Genomic DNA, 21,166 nt, shown 5'->3' with positions numbered 1-21,166 from the left:
CCCCGGCGTTTGAGGAGCGGGGTCCGGGGCGGAGCCCCGGTGACGGGAAGGGGCGGGGAGAAAGCCCGCCGCAGGCACCCGCCGCCCGCGGGCTACACCGCCCGCCCCGCCGGCGCCCCACGGTGGCACCGCCCCGCCGCTGCGGCGGCGAACCGTCCCAGCGCCTCCTCCTTGCCGCACGGATACGCCCCCAGCGCCGTCTGACGGGCCACGATGCGCCGTTCGGCACGCATCAGGCGCCAGCCGCGCCGCAGCAGGAACGGGACCGACTTACGGCCCTCGCGCAGATCGCGCACCAGGCGTCGGCGGAACGTGGTCGACGGCCGGCCGCGCAGGCAGAGCGCGTCGGCCAGCAGGCCCAGCCCCTGGCAGCGCTCCACGATGTCCGCAGCGAAGATGCCCTCCGCCACGAACAGCGGTGAGCGCTCGATGTGGAAGGTCTCGTGACCCGTACGGGAGCTGGTGGCGATGTCGTACACCGGAACGTCCGTACGGCCTCGCCGGCACAGCTCGGCGATCGCGGCCACCGCCGCGTCCGCGTCCCAGGACCCGGCGGAGTCCCAGTCGATGTCCGTGGAGCCGGGGACCCGGGGCAGCGTCGGGTCGTCGTACTCCTTGTAGAAGTCGTCCAGGCGCAGCACCGGGAGGCCGGTGCGGGCGGCCAGGACGGACTTGCCGGAGCCGGAGGGGCCCGCGAGCAGCACGACGCGGGTCGGGATCGGTTGGGAACTCACAGAACAGAAGTGTGAGGCATTGACCCGCGTAGGCGACCCCTCGGGTCTCCTGTTGGTATCCAGCATCACACCTCAACTACTCTGCGCGTACGGACGATTACCCGACCAGGCTCGATCAGGTGGAAAACATGGCACTTCATGCACGTAAGCCCGAACGTCGCGTCCTGCTGCGCGCCGGTCTGACCTTCACCGCGCTGGGGGCCGCGCTGGGGGCCGGTGCGGGCTCCGCACAGGCCGTCTCGCTGCCGTCGGCGGCCGAGGTCCCGGAACAGGGCGTCTCCGCCCTCCAGGCGGTCGGCGAGACGGCCGCGCCCGCCGTGACCAGCGCGCTCGGGACTTCGCTGGCCAGCAGCGTCGCCCCGATCACCGACCTTCAGCTGGACCCGCTGGCGGGGACCGGCGTGGACCCGCTGGACAACGCCGTCGGCACCCAGATCGCCGACTTCAAGCCGGTGACCACCGCCATCCTCACCGACCCGATCACCAGCGGCGGTTCGCTGAGCGATCTGCCCGTGGTGGGTTCGGTGACCAAGCTCGTCACCGGCTGAAGCGCGGACACGGGCACGGACACGGGCACGGCGAACGGGGCCGCCCCGGGGTGGTGGGGCGGCCCCGTTCGCGTGCGTGAGGCGTGGTTCGTCCTCAGTACGAGGAGCCCGCGGCTCCAAGCGCGCCCGTCGGGTGCCAGACCGTCTTGGTCTCCAGGAACGCCGTCAGGCGGTCCGTGCCGGGGGAGGCCTGCCAGTCCTCGGAGTCGGACGAGCCGTCCGCGTCCACAGGCTGTGGACGGCGTACGCGCTTCAGATTGTCCGCCGCCGCGATCTCCAGCTCCTTCGCCAGCTCGGCGTCCGCGCCGGTCAGGTCGATCGCGTTGACGTCCTGGTGCGCCGCGAGCGGTGCGGCGATCTCCGCCGTGACGCCCGTCAGGATGTTGACCACACCGCCGGGAACGTCGGAGGTGGCCAGCACCTCGCCCAGCGACAGCGCGGGCAGCGGCGCGTCCGCCGAGGCGATGACGACCGCCGTGTTGCCGGTCGCGATCACCGGGGCGATCACCGAGACCAGGCCGAGGAGCGACGACTTCCGCGGTGCGAGGACCGCGACGACGCCCGTCGGCTCGGGGGTGGAGAGGTTGAAGAACGGCCCCGCGACCGGGTTGGCCCCGCCCGCGATCTGGCCGATCTTGTCGGTCCAGCCCGCGTACCAGACCCAGCGGTCGATCGCCGCGTCGACGACGGCCGCCGCCTTGGACTTCGACAGTCCCTCGGAGGCGGCCACCTCACGGACGAACTGCTCCTTGCGGCCCTCCAGCATCTCCGCGACACGGTAGAGGACCTGGCCCCGGTTGTACGCGGTCGCGCCCGACCAGCCGCCGAACGCCTTGCGCGCCGCCACGACCGCGTCCCGCGCGTCCTTGCGCGATGACTTCGGCGCGTTGGCCAGCCACTGGCCCTTGGAGTCCGCCACCTCGTACACCCGGCCGCTCTCGGAGCGGGGGAACTTGCCCCCGACGTACAGCTTGTAGGTCTTGAAGACGCCAAGTCGGTTGTTCTCAGACATCGAGGTACGCCTCCAGGCCGTGGCGGCCGCCCTCGCGGCCGAAGCCCGACTCCTTGTAGCCGCCGAACGGCGACGTCGGGTCGAACTTGTTGAACGTGTTGGCCCAGACGACGCCCGCGCGGAGCTTGTTGGCGACCGCGAGGATGCGGGAGCCCTTCTCCGTCCAGATGCCGGCCGAGAGGCCGTACTGACTGTTGTTGGCCTTGGCGACCGCCTCGTCCGGGGTACGGAACGAGAGCACGGAGAGGACCGGGCCGAAGATCTCGTCCCGGGCCACCGTGTGCGCCTGGGTGACGTTCGTGAAGAGCGTCGGGGCGAACCAGTAGCCGGAGGAGGGCAGTTCGCAGGGAGCGCTCCAGCGCTCCGCGCCCTCCGCCTCGCCCGTCTCGACCAGGGCCGTGATCCGGGCGAGCTGCTCGGCGGAGTTGATCGCGCCGATGTCGGTGTTCTTGTCCAGCGGGTCGCCGAGCCGGAGGGTCGAGAGCCGGCGCTTGAGCGCGTCCAGCACCTCGTCCTGCACCGACTCCTGGACCAGCAGCCGGGAGCCCGCGCAGCAGACCTGGCCCTGGTTGAAGAAGATCCCGGTGACGATGCCCTCGACGGCCTGGTCGATCGGGGCGTCGTCGAACACGATGTTCGCGCCCTTGCCGCCCAGTTCGAGGGTGACCTTCTTGTCCGTACCGGCGACGGAGCGGGCGATGGCCTTGCCCACGGCCGTCGAACCGGTGAAGGCGACCTTGTTGACGTCCGGGTGCGTGACGAGGGCCTCGCCCGCGTCGCCGTAGCCGGTGAGGATGTTGACGACGCCCTTGGGGAGTCCCGCCTGGCGGCAGATGTCCGCGAAGAAGAGCGCGCTCAGCGGCGTCGTCTCGGCGGGCTTCAGGACCACCGTGTTGCCCGTGGCGAGCGCCGGGGCGATCTTCCACGCGAGCATCAGCAGCGGGAAGTTCCACGGGATGACCTGGCCCGCCACACCCAGCGGGCGCGGGTTCGGGCCGTAGCCCGCGTGGTCCAGCTTGTCGGCCCAGCCCGCGTAGTAGAAGAAGTGCGCGGCGACCAGCGGGAGGTCCGCGTCGCGGGTCTCCTTGATCGGCTTGCCGTTGTCGAGGGTTTCGAGAACGGCCAGTTCGCGGCTGCGCTCCTGGATGATCCGGGCGATCCGGAACAGGTACTTGGCGCGTTCGGAGCCGGGCAGCCCCGACCACTTGTCGAACGCCTTCCGCGCCGCCTTCACGGCCCGGTCCACGTCCGCCGCGCCCGCCTGCGCGACCTCGGAGAGAACCTCCTCGCTGCTCGGCGAGACGGTCTTGAAGACCTTGCCGTCGGAGGCCTCGGTGAACTCGCCGTCGATGAAAAGCCCGTACGACGGGGCGATGTCGACGACGGAGCGGGACTCCGGCGCCGGTGCGTAATCGAATGCGGATGCCATGGCTATCAGTCCACCGTCACGTAATCGGGGCCGGAGTAACGGCCGGTGCTGAGCTTCTGGCGCTGCATCAGCAGATCGTTGAGCAGGCTGGAGGCGCCGAACCGGAACCAGTGCGGGTCCAGCCAGTCCTCGCCCGCGGTCTCGTTCACCAGGACCAGGAACTTCACCGCGTCCTTGGTGGTGCGGATGCCGCCGGCCGGCTTCACACCGATCTGTACGCCGGTGGCCGCCCGGAAGTCCCGGACCGCCTCCAGCATCAGGAGGGTGTTGGCGGGGGTGGCGTTGGTGGCCACCTTGCCGGTCGAGGTCTTGATGAAGTCCGCGCCCGCCAGCATCCCGATCCAGGACGCCCGGCGGATGTTGTCGTACGTGGACAGCTCGCCGGTCTCGAAGATCACCTTGAGGCGGGCGGGGCCGCACTCCGCCTTCACAGCGAGGATCTCCTCGTACACCTTCAGGAACCGGCCGGAGAGGAACGCCCCCCGGTCGATCACCATGTCGATCTCGTCGGCCCCGGCCGCCACGGCGTCGCGGACGTCCGCGAGCTTGACGTCCAGCGCGGCACGGCCCGCCGGGAAGGCGGTCGCCACGGATGCCACCCTCACACCGGAACCGGCCAGCGCGGCGGCGGCGGTGGAGGCCATGTCGGGGTAGACGCAGACGGCCGCGGTGCGCGGGGTCGTGCGGTCGGTCGGGTCGGGGTTGACGGCCTTGGCGGCGAGAGCCCGGACCTTGCCCGGGGTGTCCGCGCCTTCCAGCGTCGTCAGGTCGATCATCGAGATGGCGAGATCGATGGCGTACGCCTTGGCCGTCGTCTTGATCGAACGGGTTCCGAGGGAGGCGGCGCGCGCTTCGAGGCCGACGGCGTCGACGCCGGGCAACCCGAACAGGAAGCGGCGCAGCGCACTGTCGGACGCGGTCGCGTCGGCGAATGCGGGGGCAGTGGTGGGCATGGTCACCAGAGGAGCATATCTACGCGCGTAGCGACCTGTACAGGGGGCCGGGCCATCCGTGCGATCCGCCTCGGGGGCGCAAGCGCGGGCGGGCGCTCCTCCCGGGCGGACGCCCGTCAGGCAGAATCGGCCCCATGACGAGCCCCACACCTCCCGCAGAGCCGCCCCACGCCGACCGGACCTACCGTTCCGTGGCCGCGCTGGTCTGCGGGTCCCTGCTGCTCCTGCTGATCGCCTGGATGGCCGGGGACGCCATGATCCGGGGCGAGGGGCGGACGCCGTGGCTCGCGCTGGCCGCGCTGCTCCTCGTGGTGCCGCTGGTGGTGGCGTTCACCCTGCGGCCCGCCGTCTTCGCGAACGACGAGCGCATCCGGGTCCGCAACCCGTTCCGGACGATCCAGCTCCCCTGGACGGAGGTCGCCGACGTACGGGCCTCGTACTCCTCCGAGCTGCTCGCCCGGGACGGCACGAAGTACCAGCTGTGGGCCATCCCCGTCTCCCTGCGCGCCCGCAAGCGCGCGGCGCGCACGGCGGCCCGCGCGGCGCACGACGACCCCTACGGCCGTACGTCGGTCAGCGCCGACGTCCGTGACTCCGCCGGGCGCACCGCCTCCGCCGACCAGACCGTCCGCGATCTGCGGGACATCGCCGAGCGGGCCGGTGACACGACCCCCGAGGGCGCGGACAGGGGCTCGGTGCGCTGGGCGTACGAGGTGATCGCCCCGGCCGTCGCGGGGGTCGTGCTGCTGGTGGTGCTGGTGGCGGTGGGCTGAGGCCGACGCGACGGAACGCCGAAGGGCCGGTACCCGGGTGGGTGCCGGCCCTTCGGCGTGCGGGGAAGTGGTCCGTCAGATGCCCGCTGCCGTCGCCAGGTCCCGCTTGATCCCGGCGAGCAGCTCCGCGCCCCGGGCCCGCGCCGCGGGCAGCCCGGCCGCGTCCGCCACCGGGACGACGACCTCCAGGTAGCACTTCAGCTTCGGCTCGGTGCCGCTCGGGCGGACGATCACCCGGGCCCCCTCCAGGTGGTAGCGCAGCCCGTCGGTGGGCGGCAGCCGGTCCGTGCCCCGCGACAGGTCCTCGGCCGAGGTGACCGCGAGGCCGGCCAGGGCGGTCGGGGGCTGCTCGCGGAGCCGGGCCATGGCGTCCGAGATGACCGACAGGTCCTCCACCCGCACCGAGAGCTGGTCGGTGGCGTGCAGGCCGTGGGCGAGCGCCAGATCGTCCAGCAGGTCCAGGAGCGTACGGCCCTGCTCCTTGAGTACGGAGGCGAGCTCGGCGACGAGCAGGGCGGCGGTGATGCCGTCCTTGTCGCGGACGCCCTCGGGGTCGACGCAGTAGCCGAGCGCCTCCTCGTAGCCGTACCGCAGGCCGTCCACCCGGGCGATCCACTTGAAGCCCGTCAGCGTCTCCTCGTACCCGAGGCCCGCCTTCTCGGCGATCCGGCCCAGCAGCGACGACGACACGATCGACTCCGCGAACACGCCGCTCGCGCCCCGCTCCACCAGGTGCGCGGCGAGCAGCGCGCCCACCTCGTCGCCGCGCAGCATCCGCCAGCCGCCCTCGGCGGAGGTGTCGGGCACGGCGACGGCGCAGCGGTCCGCGTCCGGGTCGTTGGCGATGATCAGGTCCGGGGCCGCCCGGCGCGCGGTGGCGAACGCGAGATCCATCGCGCCGGGCTCTTCCGGGTTGGGGAAGGCGACGGTGGGGAACGCGGGGTCGGGCTCGGCCTGCTCGGTGACGAGCACCGGCTCCGGGAAGCCGGCCCGCGCGAACGCGGCCGTCAGCACGGACGTGCCGACGCCGTGCATCGCCGTGTAGACCGTGCGCGCGGTGCGGGGGCTGCCGGAGGCCAGGACCGCGTCCGTACGGGCGAGATAGGCGGCCAGGACCTCCTCGCCGAGGGTCTCCCAGCCGTCCTCGGGGCGTACGACGCCCGCCAGCGGGCCGACCGCGGCGATGGCGGCCGCGATCTCGCCGTCGGCGGGGGGCACGATCTGCGAGCCGTCGCCGAGGTAGACCTTGTAGCCGTTGTCGCGCGGCGGGTTGTGGCTGGCGGTGACCTCGACGCCCGCGACGGCGCCCAGGTGCCTTATGGCGTACGCCAGGACGGGGGTGGGGAGCGGGCGGGGCAGCACGGCGGCGCGCAGCCCGGCGCCGGTCATCACGGCGGCGGTGTCGCGCGCGAAGTCCGCCGACTTGTAGCGGGCGTCGTAGCCGATGACGACGAGGCCGCCCTCCTGGCCCTGGGCCTTCAGATAGGCGGCGAGGCCCGCCGCCGCCCGGATCACCACGGACCGGTTCATCCGCATCGGGCCGGCCCCGAGCTCGCCGCGCAGTCCGGCGGTGCCGAACTGGAGCGTGCCCGCGAAGCGGGCGGCGAGCTCGTCGGTGTCGCCCGCGTCGATGAGGGCGGCCAGCTCGTCGCGGGTCTCGGGGTCGGGGTCCTCGGCCAGCCAGGTCCTGGCCTGTGCGATGAGGTCGTGCTGCACGGGGGCCGCCTTTCGGGGTGTGCGGGTGGTGGTGGGGCGGTGCGGGTGGGTGGACGCCGGGGCTCCGCCCCGGACCCCGCTCCTCGAACGCCGGAGGGGCTGAGAACTAGATGCGCTCCAGCACCCTCGCCAGCAGCGCGCCCATCCGGGTCGCCGAGTCGCGGCCCGCCTGGAGGACCTCCTCGTGGTTGAGGGGTTCGCCGGAGAGGCCCGCCGCCAGGTTGGTGACCAGGGAGAGGCCGAGCACCTCGGCGCCCGCCTCGCGGGCCGCGATGGCCTCCAGGACCGTGGACATGCCCACCAGGTCGCCGCCCATGACCCGGACCATGTTGATCTCGGCCGGGGTCTCGTAGTGCGGGCCGGGGAACTGGACGTACACGCCCTCTTCGAGGGTGTCGTCGATCTCCTTGCACAGCGCGCGCAGCCGCGGGGAGTACAGGTCGGTCAGGTCGACGAAGTTGGCGCCGATGATCGGCGATGCGGCCGTCAGGTTGATGTGGTCGCTGATCAGGACCGGCTGACCCGGGCGCATGCCCTCGCGCAGACCGCCGCAGCCGTTCGTCAGGACGACGGTCTTGCAGCCCGCGGCCACCGCCGTACGGACCCCGTGGGCGACGGCGGCGACGCCCCGGCCCTCGTAGAAGTGCGTGCGGCCGAGGAAGACCAGCGCGCGCTTCTCGCCGATCCTGTACGAGCGGACCGTGCCGCCGTGGCCCTCGACGGCGGGCGCGGGGAAGCCGGGCAGCTCGGTCACGGGGAACTCGGCCTCCGGGACGCCGAGTGCCTCGCCCGCGGGCGCCCAGCCGGAGCCCATGACCAGGGCGACGTCATGGGTCTCGGCGCCGGTCAGCTCGCGCAGGCGGGCGGCGGCCCCGGCGGCGGCTGCCTGCGGGTCGCCCTGGATGTTGTCCGGAATAACAGATGCGTTCACGCGGATGAGCGTAACCGCTGAATCCCTACGCGCGTAGATGCACTGGCGCAAAGAGGCGCACGTGGTGTTTGTGTTTTTGTACGAAGAGGAGCGGTTCGGGGGTGCGTTCGCCCTGGTCAGCAGGGGCGCTTGCGGAGTTCCATCACATAGTCGTGCGGGGCGCCCGCGGACTCGGCCGCGTCCGCGATCTCGCCCAGATAGCGCGCCGAGGGCAGCCCGCCCTCGTACCCGTTCAGCACGTAGATCCAGGCCGGCTCCTCGCCGTCCAGGGTGTGCACCCGGATGCGCATGCGGCGGTAGATGTCGAGCCCGACGCCCTCCCAGCGGTCCATGGAGTCCTCGTCCATCGGCGCCAGGTCGTACAGCGCGACGAAGACCTGGGAGCGCGGCGCCTCCACCACGGTGGCGAGCGCCCCCTCCCAGCCCATCTGCTCCCCGCCGAAGGTCAGCCGCCAGCCGTTGAGCCAGCCGGTGCTGCGCATCGGGGAATGCGGGGCGCGGCGGGTCATCAGCCGCGCGTCGAGGTTGCCGGCGTACGCGGCGTAGAGCGACATGGGTCCGAGGGTACGGGAGGTGGCGGCGGGAGCGGCGGTTCCTGTGACGAAGGCCCCGGTCGGGGGAGCGGCAAGCCTCCTCGTTCCCGTGCGGTGGACGGGTCCGTTCCGGGGCTCGTTCCCGTATGGAGGGCCCCGGGGCGAAGCACCTTGGCGCGTGCGGGACAATGGAGTACGTACTGCATTCCCCCGGGGCGATCCCCCGGACCCCCGGCCGGGACGGCAGGCGGCCGCGGGTTACACAACGCGAGGCGGACTTTTCGTGACCCGGATCGTGATCATCGGCGGCGGCCCCGGCGGCTACGAGGCGGCCCTTGTGGGTGCCCAGCTCGGCGCGGAGGTGACCGTCGTCGACTGCGACGGCCTCGGCGGAGCTTCGGTCCTCACCGACTGCGTGCCCTCGAAGACCCTGATCGCGACGGCCGAGGTGATGACCACCTTCGACTCCTCGTACGAGGAACTGGGCATCATCGTCGCCGACGACACCCCGCACATCGAGCAGGCCGCCCGGGTCGTCGGCGTGGACCTCGGCAAGGTCAACCGCCGGGTCAAGCGCCTCGCGCTCGCCCAGTCCCACGACATCACCGCCTCCGTCACCCGGGCCGGCGCCCGGGTGATGCGCGGCCGGGGCCGGCTGGACGGGCTCCAGGCCGCCGACGGCTCCCGGCAGGTCGTCGTCACCGCCGCCGACGGCACCGAGGAGCGGCTGACCGCCGACGCCGTGCTGATAGCGACCGGCGGCCACCCCCGGGAGATCCCGGACGCACAGCCCGACGGCGAGCGCATCCTGAACTGGACCCAGGTCTACGACCTCGACGAGCTGCCCGAGGAGCTCATCGTCGTCGGATCCGGTGTCACCGGCGCCGAGTTCGCCGGGGCGTACCAGGCGCTCGGCTCCCGCGTCACCCTCGTCTCCTCCCGCGACCGGGTGCTGCCGGGTGAGGACCCGGACGCCGCCGCCGTGCTGGAGGACGTCTTCCGCCGCCGCGGGATGAACGTCATGGCCCGCTCCCGCGCCCAGTCCGCCAAGCGGGTCGGCGACCGGGTCGAGGTGACACTCGCGGACGGCCGGGTCATCACCGGCTCGCACTGCCTGATGGCGGTCGGCGCGATCCCGAACACCGCGAACATGGGCCTGGAGGAGGCCGGCGTACGGCTCAAGGAGTCCGGGCACGTCCTCACCGACCGGGTCTCGCGCACCAGCGCCCCCGGTGTCTACGCGGCCGGTGACGTCACCGGGATCTTCGCGCTGGCCTCGGTGGCCGCGATGCAGGGACGGATCGCGATGTACCACTTCCTCGGCGACGCGGTCGCCCCGCTGAACCTCAAGGCCGTCTCCGCCAACGTCTTCACCGACCCGGAGATCGCCACCGTCGGCTACAGCCAGGCCGACGTCGACGCGGGGAAGATCGAGGCCCGGGTCGTCAAGCTGCCGCTGCTGCGCAACCCGCGCGCGAAGATGCAGGGCATCCGCGACGGCTTCGTCAAGATCTTCTGCCGCCCCGGTACGGGGATCGTGGTCGGCGGCTGCGTGGTCGCGCCGCGCGCCAGCGAGCTGATCCACCCGATCTCGATCGCGGTCGACAACAACCTGACGGTGGAACAGATCGCAAACGCTTTCACCGTGTACCCGTCCCTGTCCGGATCGATCGCCGAAGTGGCCCGGCAGTTGCACACCCGCAAGCTCACGGGCGAGGGCTGAGGGTCCGGAAGTCCGGGCAACTCACGTCAGACCCCGGCGAATCGGGCGGCGCTCCGGCCGCCTCGCGATCGTCCCTGAGTGATGAAGGGGCCTCCTATACCACTTGGAGGCCCCTTTGAAGTACAACTTCTGTTATTCGGCGCAAACTGCTGAAAACTCACCGGCGGCCAGGTTACTGTCAGTTTCGTGTTCGCTGCAGAACGTCGTCAATTGATCCTCGAAATGGTGCGCGCCAACGGGGCGGTATCGCTCCGTGAGCTCGCCCGCGTCGTCCAGACCTCCGAAGTGACCGTACGGCGGGACGTGCGGGCGCTGGAGGCAGAAGGACTCCTCGACCGCCGGCACGGCGGTGCGGTCTTGCCGGGCGGTTTTACGCGGGAGTCCGGCTTTCCGCAGAAATCCCATCTCTCCACCGCGGAGAAGACGGCCATTGCCGACCTGGCGGCAGGGCTCGTCGGCGAGGGCGAGGCCATCGTGGTCGGCGCCGGTACGACCACGCAGGAGCTGGCCCGCCGGCTCGCGCGGGTCCCCGGTCTGACCGTCGTCACCAACTCCCTGCTGGTGGCGCAGGCGTTGGCCCATGCCAACCGGGTCGAAGTCGTCATGACCGGCGGCACCCTGCGCGGGAGCAACTACGCGCTGGTGGGCAGCGGGGCCGAGCAGTCCCTCCAGGGGCTGCGGGTCTCCCGGGCCTTCCTCTCCGGGAGCGGCCTCACGGCGGAGCGTGGCCTGTCCACCTCCAACATGCTCTCGGCCAGCGTCGATCGCGCTCTCGTGCACGCCGCCGCGGAGGTGGTCGTCCTGGCGGACCACACCAAGCTCGGCGCGGACACCATGTTCCAGACGGTGCCCACCGAACTGATCACCCGTCTGGTGACCGACGAGCCCCCGCTCCACGACGAGCGGGCCGCCGCCGAGCTCCAGTCCCTGGCCGACCAGGGGGTGGAGGTCACCGTGGCCGGTCCGGACGCGGACGCGCCGGGCGGGGACGGGCCCCCTGCGGGGGCCCGTCCCCGGAGGGACATGCCCCTGCCCGGCCAGCGACGCACCCAGAACGGCGGCCTCGGGCCGCAGTTGCGCAGCGCTTCCGCCCTGACGGACGTCTCGGGCGAGCAGCGGGCGAGGGTGGCGGACCTGCGGCGGCGGTAGGTCCGTGTCGGGGGCGCCGCCCCCGAACCTCCGCTCCTCAAACGCCGGAGAGGCTGGATTCGCGGAACCCCGACAAGGTTTCGGCTACTTCAGCCCCCGCAGCGTCAGCCGCAGCAGCCGGTCCGCCAACTCCGGGTCGTCCGGCGACTGTTCGGCGGCCAGGGCGATCGCGTTCGTGAGCTGGAGCAGGTCGTCGATGGAGACGTCGTCCCGTACGGAGCCGCTCTCCTGGGCCCGCCGCAGCAGACCCGCGCCCGCCTCCCGGAGCGGCAGGTGGCACTGGACCAGGGCCGACGTCTCGTCGCGCGAGGCGGACATCAGGGAGTGGGCCAGGCCGCGGTACTCACCCGCATGAGTGACGATCGCGCCCAGCCAGTCCACCAGCGCCCGGCACGGGGCCTCCGCCGCCGCCAGTTCGCGGGAGCGGTCCAGGAGTGAGCACAGGGCGTCCTGGAAGACCGCGTTCATCAGGGCGTCCCGGTTCGGGAAGTGCCGGTAGAGGGTGCCGATGCCCACGCCCGCCCGCCGGGCGATGTCCTCCAGCGAGGCGTCCGTACCGTGCTCGGCGAAGGACCTGCGCGCCTCGCCGATGAGCCGGTCGTGGTTCCGGCGCGCGTCCGCGCGCATCGGCCGGGCCGACGGCTGTTCCGTGCTCGTGTCCATCGGGATCGCCCCTGCCATGGCTCCGCCCCTCCCTCGGTCCTCGGGACCTTCGTGGGTTCCAGGATGCCACTGCGACGAGGGGGCCCGGTCCACGTCGCGAAGACGTGGGCCGGGCCCCCTCGGAGCGTTCCGGGCGGTCAGTCCTTGATCTCGCAGATCAGGGCGCCGGAGGAGACGGAGGCGCCCACCTCGGCGGCGAGGCCCTTGATGGTGCCGGAGCGGTGCGCGTTGAGCGGCTGCTCCATCTTCATGGCCTCCAGGACGACGACGAGGTCGCCCTCCTTGACCTCCTGGCCCTCCTCCACCGCGATCTTGACGATGGTGCCCTGCATGGGCGAGGCGAGGGAGTCGCCGGAAGCGGCGGAGCCGGCCTTCTTGGCCGCGCGGCGCTTCGGCTTGGCGCCGGCCGCGAGGCCCGTACGCGCCAGGCTCATGCCCAGCGAGGACGGCAGCGAGACCTCCAGGCGCTTGCCGCCGACCTCGACGACGACGGTCTCGCGACCGGCCTCGTCCTCCGCGTCCGCTTCGGCGGGCGCGGCGAAGGGCTTGATGTCGTTGACGAACTCGGTCTCGATCCACCGGGTGTGCACGGTGAACGGGTCCGCGGTGAAGGCGGGGTCGGCGACGACGGCCCGGTGGAACGGGATCGCGGTGGCCATGCCCTCGACCTGGAACTCCGCCAGCGCGCGGGCGGCCCGCTGGAGCGCCTGCTCGCGGGTGGCGCCGGTGACGACCAGCTTGGCGAGGAGGGAGTCCCACGCCGGGCCGATCACCGAGCCGGACTCGACGCCCGCGTCCAGGCGGACGCCGGGGCCGGTCGGCGGGGCGAACAGCGTCACCGTCCCGGGGGCGGGGAGGAAGCCCCGGCCCGGGTCCTCGCCGTTGATCCGGAACTCGAAGGAGTGGCCGCGCACCGCCGGGTCGTCGTAGCCGAGCTCCTCGCCGTCGGCGATGCGGAACATCTCGCGTACGAGGTCGATGCCGGTGACCTCTTCGGTGACCGGGTGCTCGACCTGGAGGCGGGTGTTGACCTCCAGGAAGGAGATCGTGCCGTCGAGGCCGACCAGGAACTCGACCGTGCCCGCGCCGACGTAGCCGGCTTCCTTCAGGATCGCTTTCGACGCCGCGTACAGCTCGTCGTTCTGCGCCTGGGTCAGGAAGGGCGCCGGGGCCTCCTCCACCAGCTTCTGGTGGCGGCGCTGGAGCGAGCAGTCACGGGTGGAGACGACGACCACGTTGCCGTGCTGGTCGGCCAGGCACTGGGTCTCCACGTGGCGCGGCTTGTCGAGGTAGCGCTCGACGAAGCACTCGCCCCGGCCGAACGCCGCGACCGCCTCGCGGACCGCGGAGTCGTACAGCTCGGGGATCTCCTCCAGCGTGCGGGCCACCTTCAGGCCGCGCCCGCCACCGCCGAAGGCGGCCTTGATCGCGATCGGGAGGCCGTTCTGCTCGGCGAACGCGACGACCTCGTCGGAGCCGGAGACCGGGTCCGGGGTGCCCGCCACGAGCGGGGCGCCCGCGCGCTGGGCGATGTGCCGGGCGGCGACCTTGTCGCCGAGGTCGCGGATGGCGGCCGGCGGCGGGCCGATCCAGGTCAGCCCGGCGTCCAGGACGGCCTGGGCGAACTCCGCGTTCTCCGACAGGAATCCGTACCCCGGGTGGATCGCGTCCGCCCCGGAGTCCGCGGCGGCCTGCAGCACCTTGGCCATGTCGAGATAGCTGGCGGCCGGGGTGTCACCGCCCAGGGCGAACGCCTCGTCAGCGGCCCGGACATGCAACGCGTCCCGGTCCGGCTCGGCGTAGACCGCGACACTCGCGATCCCCGCGTCCCGGCACGCCCGAGCAACGCGGACAGCGATTTCGCCACGGTTGGCGATGAGCACCTTGCGCACGATGACTCCCTCCTCGAATCAAGCTGAGTTTAGGGACTACCGACACGGCCGTGCGACCTGTCCCCAATGGTGAGCTTGCCCACACGGAGTGTGATCCGAGGCTTGCCCCAGTAGTGAAATCCCTTGTGGCACCACGGTACGCCGGGATCCTCAACCGCACAGTAACCACCCGGTGTGGTCCAGGTCTCTGTCATGGCAGTTAAGTCCTTACGGCGATTCTTTGTGGACTCCCTACGAACGGCCGGTGGATTCTTTGCCCGTCGCCAGAGCCCGTCCAACCCCTTGTCCGGAGGAATACCCACGAGTAGCGTCCGCGCTACGCACGTACCAGAGGTAACAGGGGTGGGACGCTGATGCGCAGACCGGTGGCGATCGTGACCGCGCTCGTGCTGTTCGGGGAGGCGGTGGGCATCGTGCTCATCAACGCCGTCCTGGCCACGGTCGCCGAGAACCAGAACATGTCGCTCGCCGGAATGGACCCGGCCGCCATGTCCGCCGGGACCTGGGCGATGGGCGGCGTCTCCGGACTGCTGCTGGTCCTCTGCGGGCTGATAGCCCTGATCGCCGGGATACGCGACCGCGCCCCCGGACGCGCCGGACGGATCGTCCTGATCGGCTGCGCGGTCGTGCACGGCGTCCTCGGCGCGGTCACCGTCGGCCTGGTCGGCTGGTCCGCCTTCGCGTTCATGATGGTGGTGCTGGCCCTGCTGGTGCTCACCCTGGTCTCGTACGGGCCCGAGAGCCGCGCCGATGACGCGGTGGGCGGCGACAAGGCGGCCCCGGCGGCCGTCTGAGCCGCCCGGGACCCGGAATCAGGCCCAGCGGCGGCCCGAACTCACACCCACAGCTCCGTGACCGACACGTCCAGCTCGCCCAGCAGCCGGCGCAGCAGCGGCAGCGACAGGCCGATGACATTGCCGTGGTCGCCCTCGATCGCGTCGACGAACGGGGCCGACCTGCCGTCCAGCGTGAACGCACCCGCCACGTGCAGCGGTTCGCCCGAGGCCACGTAGGCCGCGACCTCGGCGTCGCTCGGCTCGCCGAACCGTACGACCGTGGACGCCGTCGCCGACGCCGTACGGCCGGAGGCGGTGTCGATCAGGCTGTGCCCGGTCTGCAGGATGCCCGCCCGGCCGCGCATCGACTTCCAGCGGGCGGTGGCCTCCTCGGCGTCGGCGGGCTTGCCGAGCGCCTCGCCGTCCAGCTCCAGCACCGAGTCGCAGCCGATGACCAGGGCGCCCGCCGCCTCGGGGCGCTCGGCGACGGCCGCCGCCTTGGCCCGGGCCAGGACGAGCGCCAGCTCGGCGGGGGTCGGGGCGCTCAGCGCGTCCTCGTCCACCCCGCTGACGATCACCTCGGGAGCGAAACCGGCCTGGCGCAGCAGACCGAGACGGGCGGGGGAGGCGGAGGCGAGCACGAGACGGCGCTGATCAGTCATGCACGCCATCGTAGAAGGGCCGCCGGGCCCTGCGGCAGCGGACGCCGGGGCCGGGGATCCAGGGATGCCGGGTCAGCGGATGCCGAGCACGAACATCGCCAGCAGCATCGCCAGCGCCAGCAGCACGCCGGCTCTGCGCATCATCGCCTGGGCGTCACGCAGTTCCTTCGGCGGCTTGTTCTCGGGGTCGGACCACAGCATGCTTCCGATCCTGCTGCGCCGGGTGCCGCCGCGCCTGAGTACGGGTACTCAAGAGGCGGCGGCACCCGGTTCCGGCCTCAGACCCTCCGGCGGAGGGTCTCAGGCCGGCCAGTACGTCCGGGCCCAGGCCCGGGGGCCCGGACGCGGGCGGCCGGTGCGGGCGATACGGCCCGGGTCGGACCACTGCTCGGGCGGCAGCGGCGCGCCGGAGGACACGGCGGCGGCGGCCGCGGCACGCGCCTGGACCACCGCCACGGCGGCGGCCAGCTCCTCCGGTGTGGGGTTGCCCCGTACGACCTTGATCATGGGCAGACCTCTCTGTGAGCGGGCGAGCGGATGGGCCGATGGCTACAGCGGGATGTTGCCGTGCTTCTTCGGAGGCAGGGATTCCCGCTTCGTACGGAGCTGACGCAGCCCCTTGACGATGTGGGCCCGGGTGTCGGAGGGCATGATCACCGCGTCGACGTAGCCGCGCTCGGCCGCCACGTACGGGTTGAGCAGCGCGTCCTCGTAGTCCGCCATCAGCTCGGCGCGGGTCGCGTCCGGGTCCTCGGCGGCGGCGATGGTGCGCCGGTGCAGGATGTTCACCGCGCCCTGCGCGCCCATGACGGCGACCTGCGCGGTCGGCCAGGCCAGGTTCAGGTCGGCGCCCAGGTGCTTGGAGCCCATCACGTCGTACGCACCGCCGAAGGCCTTGCGGGTGATGACGGTGATCAGCGGGACCGTGGCCTCCGCGTAGGCGTAGATCAGCTTCGCGCCGCGCCGGATGATGCCGCCGTACTCCTGGTCCACGCCCGGGAGGAAGCCCGGCACGTCCACGAAGGTGAGGACGGGCACGTTGAACGCGTCGCAGGTGCGGACGAAGCGGGCCGCCTTCTCGCTCGCGTCGATGTCCAGGCAACCGGCGAACTGCATCGGCTGGTTGGCGACGATCCCGACCGGGTGGCCCTCGACGCGGCCGAAGCCGGTGATGATGTTCGGCGCGAACAGGGCCTGGGTCTCCAGGAATTCGGCGTCGTCCAGGACGTGCTCGATCGCGGTGTGCATGTCGTAGGGCTGGTTCGCCGAGTCCGGGATCAGCGTGTCCAGCTCGCGGTCCTCGTCGGTGGTGGCGAGGTCCGCCTCCTCCGGGAAGGCCGGGGCCTCGGAGAGGTTGTTCGAAGGCAGGTAGGACAGCAGGGACTTGACGTACTCGATGGCGTCCTTCTCGTCGCCCGCCATGTGGTGCGCCACCCCGGAGGTGGTGTTGTGCGTACGGGCGCCGCCCAGCTCCTCGAAGCCGACGTCCTCGCCGGTGACCGTCTTGATGACGTCGGGCCCGGTGATGAACATGTGCGAGGTCTGGTCGACCATCACCGTGAAGTCGGTGATCGCGGGGGAGTAGACCGCACCGCCCGCGCACGGGCCGACGATCAGCGAGATCTGCGGGATCACCCCGGAGGCGTGCACGTTGCGGCGGAAGATCTCGGCGAACAGGCCGAGGGCGACCACACCTTCCTGGATGCGCGCGCCGCCGCCGTCGTTGATGCCGATGACCGGGCAGCCGGTCTTCAGCGCGAAGTCCATCACCTTGACGATCTTCTCGCCGTAGACCTCGCCGAGCGAGCCGCCGAAGATCGTGAAGTCCTGCGAGTACACGCAGACCGGGCGGCCGTCGACCGTGCCGTAACCGGTGACGACCCCGTCCCCGTACGGGCGGTTCTTCTCGATGCCGAAATTGGTGGAGCGGTGCCGGGCGAACTCGTCGAGCTCCACGAAGGAGCCCTCGTCCAGCAGCAGCTCGACCCGCTCACGGGCCGTCAGCTTGCCCTTGGCGTGCTGCTTCTCGACCGCGCGGGCCGAACCGGCGTGCGTCGCTTCGTCGATGCGGCGTGTCAGGTCCGCGAGCTTGCCGGCGGTGGTGTGGATGTCGCTTTGCGGCTCGGACATCGGGGGAGGCTCCCTGCCTGGTCACGGGGACGACGACCGGATGGTGGTCACGGGGGGACCGGCGGTCGTCCGTCCGGCTCTGCGGCTACTGGCTCGTCACGCGGATCAGCGGATCACTGGATGCTGCTCCGGCGCTGTGTTTCGTCACTCTGCGGTTACTGCCTCGTAGGGTATCGGCGCGCCTCCGGAAAGGCAGTGCGTCCTTTGCCACACCTAGGCTGGGTTGCATGACACCACCGGATGCGTCACACAACCGCTGGTCGGACCTCGACCGGCCCCCTCTCAACGCGACCGCGCTGCGCCGCGGGCTGCTGCGGCCGGACACGCTGTGGGCGTCGCTGGAGGTCGTGGAGTCCACCGGGTCCACCAACACCGACCTCGCCGAGCGGGCCCGTGCCGGGGCGGCGGCCGAGGGCACGGTGCTGGTCGCCGAGGAGCAGACCGCGGGGCGCGGACGGCTGGAGCGGAACTGGACCGCACCGCCCCGCTCCGGGCTGTTCTTCTCGGTCTACCTGGAGCCGGGCGACATCCCGGTGGAGCGGTGGGGGTGGGTGCCGCTGCTGGCCGGAGTCGCCGCCGCGACCGGGCTCGCCAAGTCGGCCGGTGTCGACATGTCGCTGAAGTGGCCCAACGACCTGCTGGTCACGGTGGAAGGGGAGGAGCGCAAGACCGGCGGCATCCTCGGCGAGTTCGCCGGCGACGGCATCGTCGTGGGCCTCGGCATCAACGTCTCCCTGCGCGCCGACGAACTGCCCGCCCCCACCGCGGGCTCCCTCGCCCTCGCCGGGGCGGTCTCCACCGACCGCGAGACCCTGCTGCGCGCCGTCCTGCGCTCGATGGAGCACTGGTACGGCGCGTGGAGGGCGGCCGACGGCGACGCGGCCGCGAGCGGGCTCCAGGCCGCCTACGCGGCGGGCTGCGCGACGCTGGACCGGACGGTGCGGGCCGAGCTGCCGGGGGGCGCGTCCCTGGTCGGCGAGGCGGTCGCGATCGACGGGGACGGCCGCCTGATCGTCTCCACCGAGGACGGGCTCCAGCAGCCGGTGTCGGCCGGGGACATCGTCCACCTGCGGGGCGCGGCGGGCGGCCTGACCTGAGGCGGCCCCCGGCCCCCGACGGCGTACGGACCCGTGGGGGCCGCCGCCCCCTACGGCGTACGGACGTGAGAGCGCTCCCGCCGCGGATGTCACGCGCGACGCACCGAGGTCGGACGACCAAGGACGTGAGCCAGAGCACACCTGCCGTATTGTTGAGGCGATCCAGCGACAGATCACTGTTGGGGCGATCAGCGACAGATCGGCAGGCAGTGCGCAGGGAACGGGCAGGAGGCGGCTGGTGACCGTCGGCGACACGTCGTCCGGCGCGGGTGAGGAGCCCGGGGCGGACTCCTCGGTCCACGCCACACCCCACCACGAGGTCGACCACACGGTGGAACCGACCGACGACCCCCTCGCCATCCGCCTCGAAGCGCTGATCCTGGGGGCGGACCGGCGCTACACGCCCTTCCAGGCGGCCCGCACCGCCGGGGTCTCGATGGATCTGGCCTCCCGGTTCTGGAGGGCCATGGGCTTCGCCGACATCGGCCAGGCCAAGGCGCTCACCGAGGCCGACGTCCTCGCCCTGCGACGGCTCGCCGGTCTCGTCGAGGCGGGCCTGCTCAGCGAGCCGATGGCGATCCAGGTCGCCCGCTCCACCGGGCAGACCACCGCCCGGCTGGCCGAATGGCAGATCGACTCGTTCCTGGAGGGGCTGACCGAGCCGCCCGAGCCCGGCATGACCCGCACCGAGGTCACGTATCCGCTGGTCGAGCTGTTGCTCCCGGAGCTCCAGGAGTTCCTCGTCTACGTGTGGCGGCGCCAGCTGGCCGCCGCCACCGGCCGGGTCGTGCAGGCGGCGGACGACGAGGAGATGGTCGACCGGCGGCTCGCGGTCGGCTTCGCGGACCTGGTCGGCTTCACCCGGCTTACCCGGCGCCTGGAGGAGGAGGAGCTCGGCGAGCTGGTCGAGTCCTTCGAGACGACCGCCGCCGACCTGGTCGCCGCGCACGGCGGCCGGCTCATCAAGACCCTCGGCGACGAGGTCCTCTTCGCCGCCGACGACGCGGGCACGGCAGCCGAGATAGCGCTCCGGCTGATCGAGGCGATGTCCCAGGACGAGACGATGCCCGCCCTGCGCGTCGGCATCGCCTTCGGCACGGTCACCACCCGGATGGGCGATGTCTTCGGCACCACGGTGAACCTCGCCAGCCGGCTGACCTCGATAGCTCCGAAGGACGCCGTCCTGGTCGACGGGGCGTTCGCCAAGGAGCTCGTCCGCCACGGCGACGCCCCCGAGTCCGAGGCCCAGGCCGCCGAAGCCGTCGCGGCCGCCGCCGAACGGGCCCGGCTCGCCGAGAAGGAGGGCCGCGAGCCCGACGACGAGCCGCCGCTGCCGACGTACCGCTTCGGGCTCCAGCCGATGTGGCAGCGCCCGGTGCGCGGGCTCGGCGTGGTGGAGCCGTGGCTGCTGGCCCGGCGGGGGAAGACCGGTTCCTGAGCGGTTACGGATTCGCCCTGTCGGCGGTCCGGCCGTCCTGTCTAGGATTCCTGCCGGATAACGCTCGTTAACGGGCGCCCGTCCCACGGCTGTCGTCAACCGACAGCGCCGTCAACCGACAGGGGTGCAGCCATGACCGTCACGTCCGAGCAGCGGTACGGGGAGTTCGTCGTCGTACGGCGGCACGAGGGGCAGGACCACGTCGCCGAGCTGGTCCTCGACCGCCCCAAGGCCATGAACGCCGTCTCCACCGACATGGCCCGGTCGATCGCCACCGCCTGCGACGCGCTCGGCGCCGACCGGGACGTCCGGGCCACCGTCCTGACCTCCAGCCACGAGCGGGCCTTCTGCGTGGGCGCGGACCTCAAGGAGCGCAACTCCTTCTCCGACGCCGACCTCGTCCGCCAGCGGCCCACCGCCCGCGCCGCCTACACCGGGGTCCTGGAGCTGCCGATGCCGGTGATCGCCGCCGTGCACGGCTTCGCCCTCGGCGGCGGCTTCGAACTCGCCCTCGCCTGCGATGTGATCGTCGCCGACACCACCGCGCTCGTCGGGCTGCCCGAGGTGTCCGTGGGCGTCATCCCGGGCGGCGGCGGTACGCAGTTGCTGCCGCGCCGGGTGGGCGCGGCCCGCGCCGCCGAGCTGGTGTTCAGCGCCCGCCGCGTCGAGGCCGCCGAGGCGCGCGAACTGGGGCTGGTGGACGAGCTGGTCGAGGCGGGCCGGGACCGCGAGGAGGCCCTCGCGCTGGGCGCCCGGATCGCCGCCAACTCGCCGGTCGGGCTGCGCGCGGCCAAGAAGGCGCTCCGGCTGGGGCAGGGGCTCGATCTGCGGGCGGGTCTGGAGGTCGAGGACGCGGCCTGGCGGTCGGTGGCCTTCTCCGGCGACCGGGCGGAGGGCGTGGCCGCGTTCAACGAGAAGCGGCGCCCGGACTGGCCCGGCGAGTGACGACGCGCGTGCGTGACACAGGGTGATCTCCCGGCGCGAAATAGTTGAAATTAGTGACGCAC

Annotated in this window: 21 protein-coding genes; 8 read left to right on the top strand and 13 right to left on the bottom strand. The window is 72.2% G+C overall.

Translation table 11 applies throughout. The features are described from left to right. Window positions 1-92: 92 nt before the first annotated feature. Window positions 93-800, bottom strand: a complete 708-nt coding sequence (locus IE140_RS03135; protein ID WP_093444354.1) for a uridine kinase family protein — start codon at window positions 798-800, stop codon at window positions 93-95. A gap of 62 nt (window positions 801-862) precedes the next feature. On the opposite strand from IE140_RS03135, the gene IE140_RS03130 reads away from it, so the two are divergent. Beyond that, window positions 863-1,282 (top strand): hypothetical protein, encoded by a 420-nt coding sequence (locus IE140_RS03130; protein ID WP_093444355.1) that lies wholly within the window; start codon window positions 863-865, stop codon window positions 1,280-1,282. A gap of 94 nt (window positions 1,283-1,376) precedes the next feature. Here the strand turns inward: IE140_RS03130 and IE140_RS03125 are convergent, their stop codons facing one another. From IE140_RS03125 to deoC, 3 genes are read right to left on the bottom strand one after another with little or no spacing between them, the layout of a single operon-like run. Next, window positions 1,377-2,294: an aldehyde dehydrogenase family protein gene (locus IE140_RS03125; protein WP_150198080.1), complete on the bottom strand. Its 918-nt coding sequence runs from the start codon at window positions 2,292-2,294 to the stop codon at window positions 1,377-1,379. Continuing rightward, entirely contained in the window at window positions 2,287-3,723 is a 1,437-nt protein-coding gene (locus tag IE140_RS03120) for an aldehyde dehydrogenase family protein (RefSeq protein WP_150198082.1), read from the bottom strand. The genes IE140_RS03125 and IE140_RS03120 overlap by 8 nt, the downstream gene beginning before the upstream one ends. Before the next feature lie 5 nt (window positions 3,724-3,728). Beyond that, complete coding sequence (gene deoC, locus IE140_RS03115; protein WP_150198086.1) at window positions 3,729-4,676, bottom strand: deoxyribose-phosphate aldolase; 948 nt, start codon at window positions 4,674-4,676, stop codon at window positions 3,729-3,731. Window positions 4,677-4,810: 134 nt separating this feature from the next. On the opposite strand from deoC, the gene IE140_RS03110 reads away from it, so the two are divergent. Further along, window positions 4,811-5,449, top strand: a complete 639-nt coding sequence (locus IE140_RS03110; protein ID WP_032763620.1) for a PH domain-containing protein — start codon at window positions 4,811-4,813, stop codon at window positions 5,447-5,449. Window positions 5,450-5,524: 75 nt separating this feature from the next. Here IE140_RS03110 and IE140_RS03105 read toward each other — a convergent pair whose 3' ends face one another. The 3 genes from IE140_RS03105 to IE140_RS03095 form a co-directional block, all read right to left on the bottom strand. After that, window positions 5,525-7,165, bottom strand: a complete 1,641-nt coding sequence (locus IE140_RS03105; RefSeq protein WP_150198084.1) for a phospho-sugar mutase — start codon at window positions 7,163-7,165, stop codon at window positions 5,525-5,527. A gap of 106 nt (window positions 7,166-7,271) precedes the next feature. Next, window positions 7,272-8,096, bottom strand: a complete 825-nt coding sequence (locus IE140_RS03100) for a purine-nucleoside phosphorylase (RefSeq protein WP_032763617.1) — start codon at window positions 8,094-8,096, stop codon at window positions 7,272-7,274. 116 nt (window positions 8,097-8,212) lie between these two features. Further along, window positions 8,213-8,650, bottom strand: coding sequence for a gamma-glutamylcyclotransferase family protein (locus IE140_RS03095; protein WP_006127099.1), 438 nt, complete (start codon window positions 8,648-8,650; stop codon window positions 8,213-8,215). 262 nt (window positions 8,651-8,912) lie between these two features. On the opposite strand from IE140_RS03095, the gene IE140_RS03090 reads away from it, so the two are divergent. Both IE140_RS03090 and IE140_RS03085 read left to right on the top strand, forming a co-directional pair. Beyond that, on the top strand, window positions 8,913-10,352 hold the full coding sequence (locus tag IE140_RS03090) for an NAD(P)H-quinone dehydrogenase (RefSeq protein WP_032783195.1): 1,440 nt from the start codon (window positions 8,913-8,915) through the stop codon (window positions 10,350-10,352). A 186-nt stretch (window positions 10,353-10,538) separates the two neighbouring features. After that, entirely contained in the window at window positions 10,539-11,501 is a 963-nt protein-coding gene (locus IE140_RS03085) for a DeoR/GlpR family DNA-binding transcription regulator (protein WP_093444359.1), read from the top strand. A gap of 84 nt (window positions 11,502-11,585) precedes the next feature. Here IE140_RS03085 and IE140_RS03080 read toward each other — a convergent pair whose 3' ends face one another. Both IE140_RS03080 and IE140_RS03075 read right to left on the bottom strand, forming a co-directional pair. Then, complete coding sequence (locus IE140_RS03080) at window positions 11,586-12,128, bottom strand: TetR/AcrR family transcriptional regulator (protein ID WP_442802322.1); 543 nt, start codon at window positions 12,126-12,128, stop codon at window positions 11,586-11,588. Window positions 12,129-12,301: 173 nt separating this feature from the next. Then, window positions 12,302-14,056: an acetyl/propionyl/methylcrotonyl-CoA carboxylase subunit alpha gene (locus IE140_RS03075; protein WP_093444362.1), complete on the bottom strand. Its 1,755-nt coding sequence runs from the start codon at window positions 14,054-14,056 to the stop codon at window positions 12,302-12,304. Window positions 14,057-14,409: 353 nt separating this feature from the next. On the opposite strand from IE140_RS03075, the gene IE140_RS03070 reads away from it, so the two are divergent. Next, window positions 14,410-14,850, top strand: a complete 441-nt coding sequence (locus tag IE140_RS03070; RefSeq protein WP_032783212.1) for a hypothetical protein — start codon at window positions 14,410-14,412, stop codon at window positions 14,848-14,850. Between the two features lie 41 nt (window positions 14,851-14,891). Here the strand turns inward: IE140_RS03070 and IE140_RS03065 are convergent, their stop codons facing one another. From IE140_RS03065 to IE140_RS03055, 4 genes are all read right to left on the bottom strand, one after another. Then, window positions 14,892-15,503: a nucleoside triphosphate pyrophosphatase gene (locus IE140_RS03065; RefSeq protein WP_032783214.1), complete on the bottom strand. Its 612-nt coding sequence runs from the start codon at window positions 15,501-15,503 to the stop codon at window positions 14,892-14,894. Between the two features lie 63 nt (window positions 15,504-15,566). Continuing rightward, on the bottom strand, window positions 15,567-15,695 hold the full coding sequence (gene mmpB / locus IE140_RS36370) for a morphogenic membrane protein MmpB (RefSeq protein ID WP_006127106.1): 129 nt from the start codon (window positions 15,693-15,695) through the stop codon (window positions 15,567-15,569). 99 nt (window positions 15,696-15,794) lie between these two features. Then, window positions 15,795-16,001, bottom strand: coding sequence for an acyl-CoA carboxylase epsilon subunit (locus IE140_RS03060; protein WP_006127107.1), 207 nt, complete (start codon window positions 15,999-16,001; stop codon window positions 15,795-15,797). A 42-nt stretch (window positions 16,002-16,043) separates the two neighbouring features. Beyond that, window positions 16,044-17,624 (bottom strand): acyl-CoA carboxylase subunit beta, encoded by a 1,581-nt coding sequence (locus IE140_RS03055; protein ID WP_075264561.1) that lies wholly within the window; start codon window positions 17,622-17,624, stop codon window positions 16,044-16,046. A 227-nt stretch (window positions 17,625-17,851) separates the two neighbouring features. Here IE140_RS03055 and IE140_RS03050 point away from each other — a divergent pair, with 227 nt between their 5' ends. The 3 genes from IE140_RS03050 to IE140_RS03040 all read left to right on the top strand — a co-directional run bounded on the left by IE140_RS03050 (window position 17,852) and on the right by IE140_RS03040 (window position 21,104). Beyond that, entirely contained in the window at window positions 17,852-18,721 is an 870-nt protein-coding gene (locus IE140_RS03050) for a biotin--[acetyl-CoA-carboxylase] ligase (RefSeq protein ID WP_150196264.1), read from the top strand. A 238-nt stretch (window positions 18,722-18,959) separates the two neighbouring features. Continuing rightward, complete coding sequence (locus IE140_RS03045; protein ID WP_006127111.1) at window positions 18,960-20,159, top strand: adenylate/guanylate cyclase domain-containing protein; 1,200 nt, start codon at window positions 18,960-18,962, stop codon at window positions 20,157-20,159. A gap of 132 nt (window positions 20,160-20,291) precedes the next feature. Next, the gene (locus IE140_RS03040) at window positions 20,292-21,104 is read left to right on the top strand and encodes an enoyl-CoA hydratase/isomerase family protein (protein ID WP_150196263.1); all 813 of its coding nucleotides are present in this window, start codon (window positions 20,292-20,294) and stop codon (window positions 21,102-21,104) included. Window positions 21,105-21,166 lie beyond the last annotated feature (62 nt).

Origin of the sequence: Streptomyces parvus (genome assembly GCF_014648875.1) — a bacterium.
Lineage (GTDB): Bacteria > Actinomycetota > Actinomycetes > Streptomycetales > Streptomycetaceae > Streptomyces > Streptomyces parvus.
This window is presented reverse-complemented; position numbering and strand designations above follow the sequence as displayed.

Bases quoted from the DNA above. Each gene is read 5' to 3' on its own strand.
- IE140_RS03110 (WP_032763620.1), top strand. From the start codon at position 4,811: ATGACGAGCCCCACACCTCCCGCAGAGCCGCCCCACGCCGACCGGACC.
- IE140_RS03125 (WP_150198080.1), bottom strand. From the start codon at position 2,294: ATGTCTGAGAACAACCGACTTGGCGTCTTCAAGACCTACAAGCTGTAC.
- IE140_RS03095 (WP_006127099.1), bottom strand. From the start codon at position 8,650: ATGTCGCTCTACGCCGCGTACGCCGGCAACCTCGACGCGCGGCTGATG.
- IE140_RS03120 (WP_150198082.1), bottom strand. From the start codon at position 3,723: ATGGCATCCGCATTCGATTACGCACCGGCGCCGGAGTCCCGCTCCGTC.
- mmpB (WP_006127106.1), bottom strand. From the start codon at position 15,695: ATGCTGTGGTCCGACCCCGAGAACAAGCCGCCGAAGGAACTGCGTGAC.
- deoC (WP_150198086.1), bottom strand. From the start codon at position 4,676: ATGCCCACCACTGCCCCCGCATTCGCCGACGCGACCGCGTCCGACAGT.
- IE140_RS03060 (WP_006127107.1), bottom strand. From the start codon at position 16,001: ATGATCAAGGTCGTACGGGGCAACCCCACACCGGAGGAGCTGGCCGCC.
- IE140_RS03050 (WP_150196264.1), top strand. From the start codon at position 17,852: ATGACACCACCGGATGCGTCACACAACCGCTGGTCGGACCTCGACCGG.
- IE140_RS03055 (WP_075264561.1), bottom strand. From the start codon at position 17,624: ATGTCCGAGCCGCAAAGCGACATCCACACCACCGCCGGCAAGCTCGCG.
- IE140_RS03040 (WP_150196263.1), top strand. From the start codon at position 20,292: ATGACCGTCACGTCCGAGCAGCGGTACGGGGAGTTCGTCGTCGTACGG.
- IE140_RS03065 (WP_032783214.1), bottom strand. From the start codon at position 15,503: ATGGCGTGCATGACTGATCAGCGCCGTCTCGTGCTCGCCTCCGCCTCC.
- IE140_RS03130 (WP_093444355.1), top strand. From the start codon at position 863: ATGGCACTTCATGCACGTAAGCCCGAACGTCGCGTCCTGCTGCGCGCC.
- IE140_RS03135 (WP_093444354.1), bottom strand. From the start codon at position 800: ATGCTGGATACCAACAGGAGACCCGAGGGGTCGCCTACGCGGGTCAAT.
- IE140_RS03070 (WP_032783212.1), top strand. From the start codon at position 14,410: ATGCGCAGACCGGTGGCGATCGTGACCGCGCTCGTGCTGTTCGGGGAG.
- IE140_RS03080 (WP_442802322.1), bottom strand. From the start codon at position 12,128: ATGCGCGCGGACGCGCGCCGGAACCACGACCGGCTCATCGGCGAGGCG.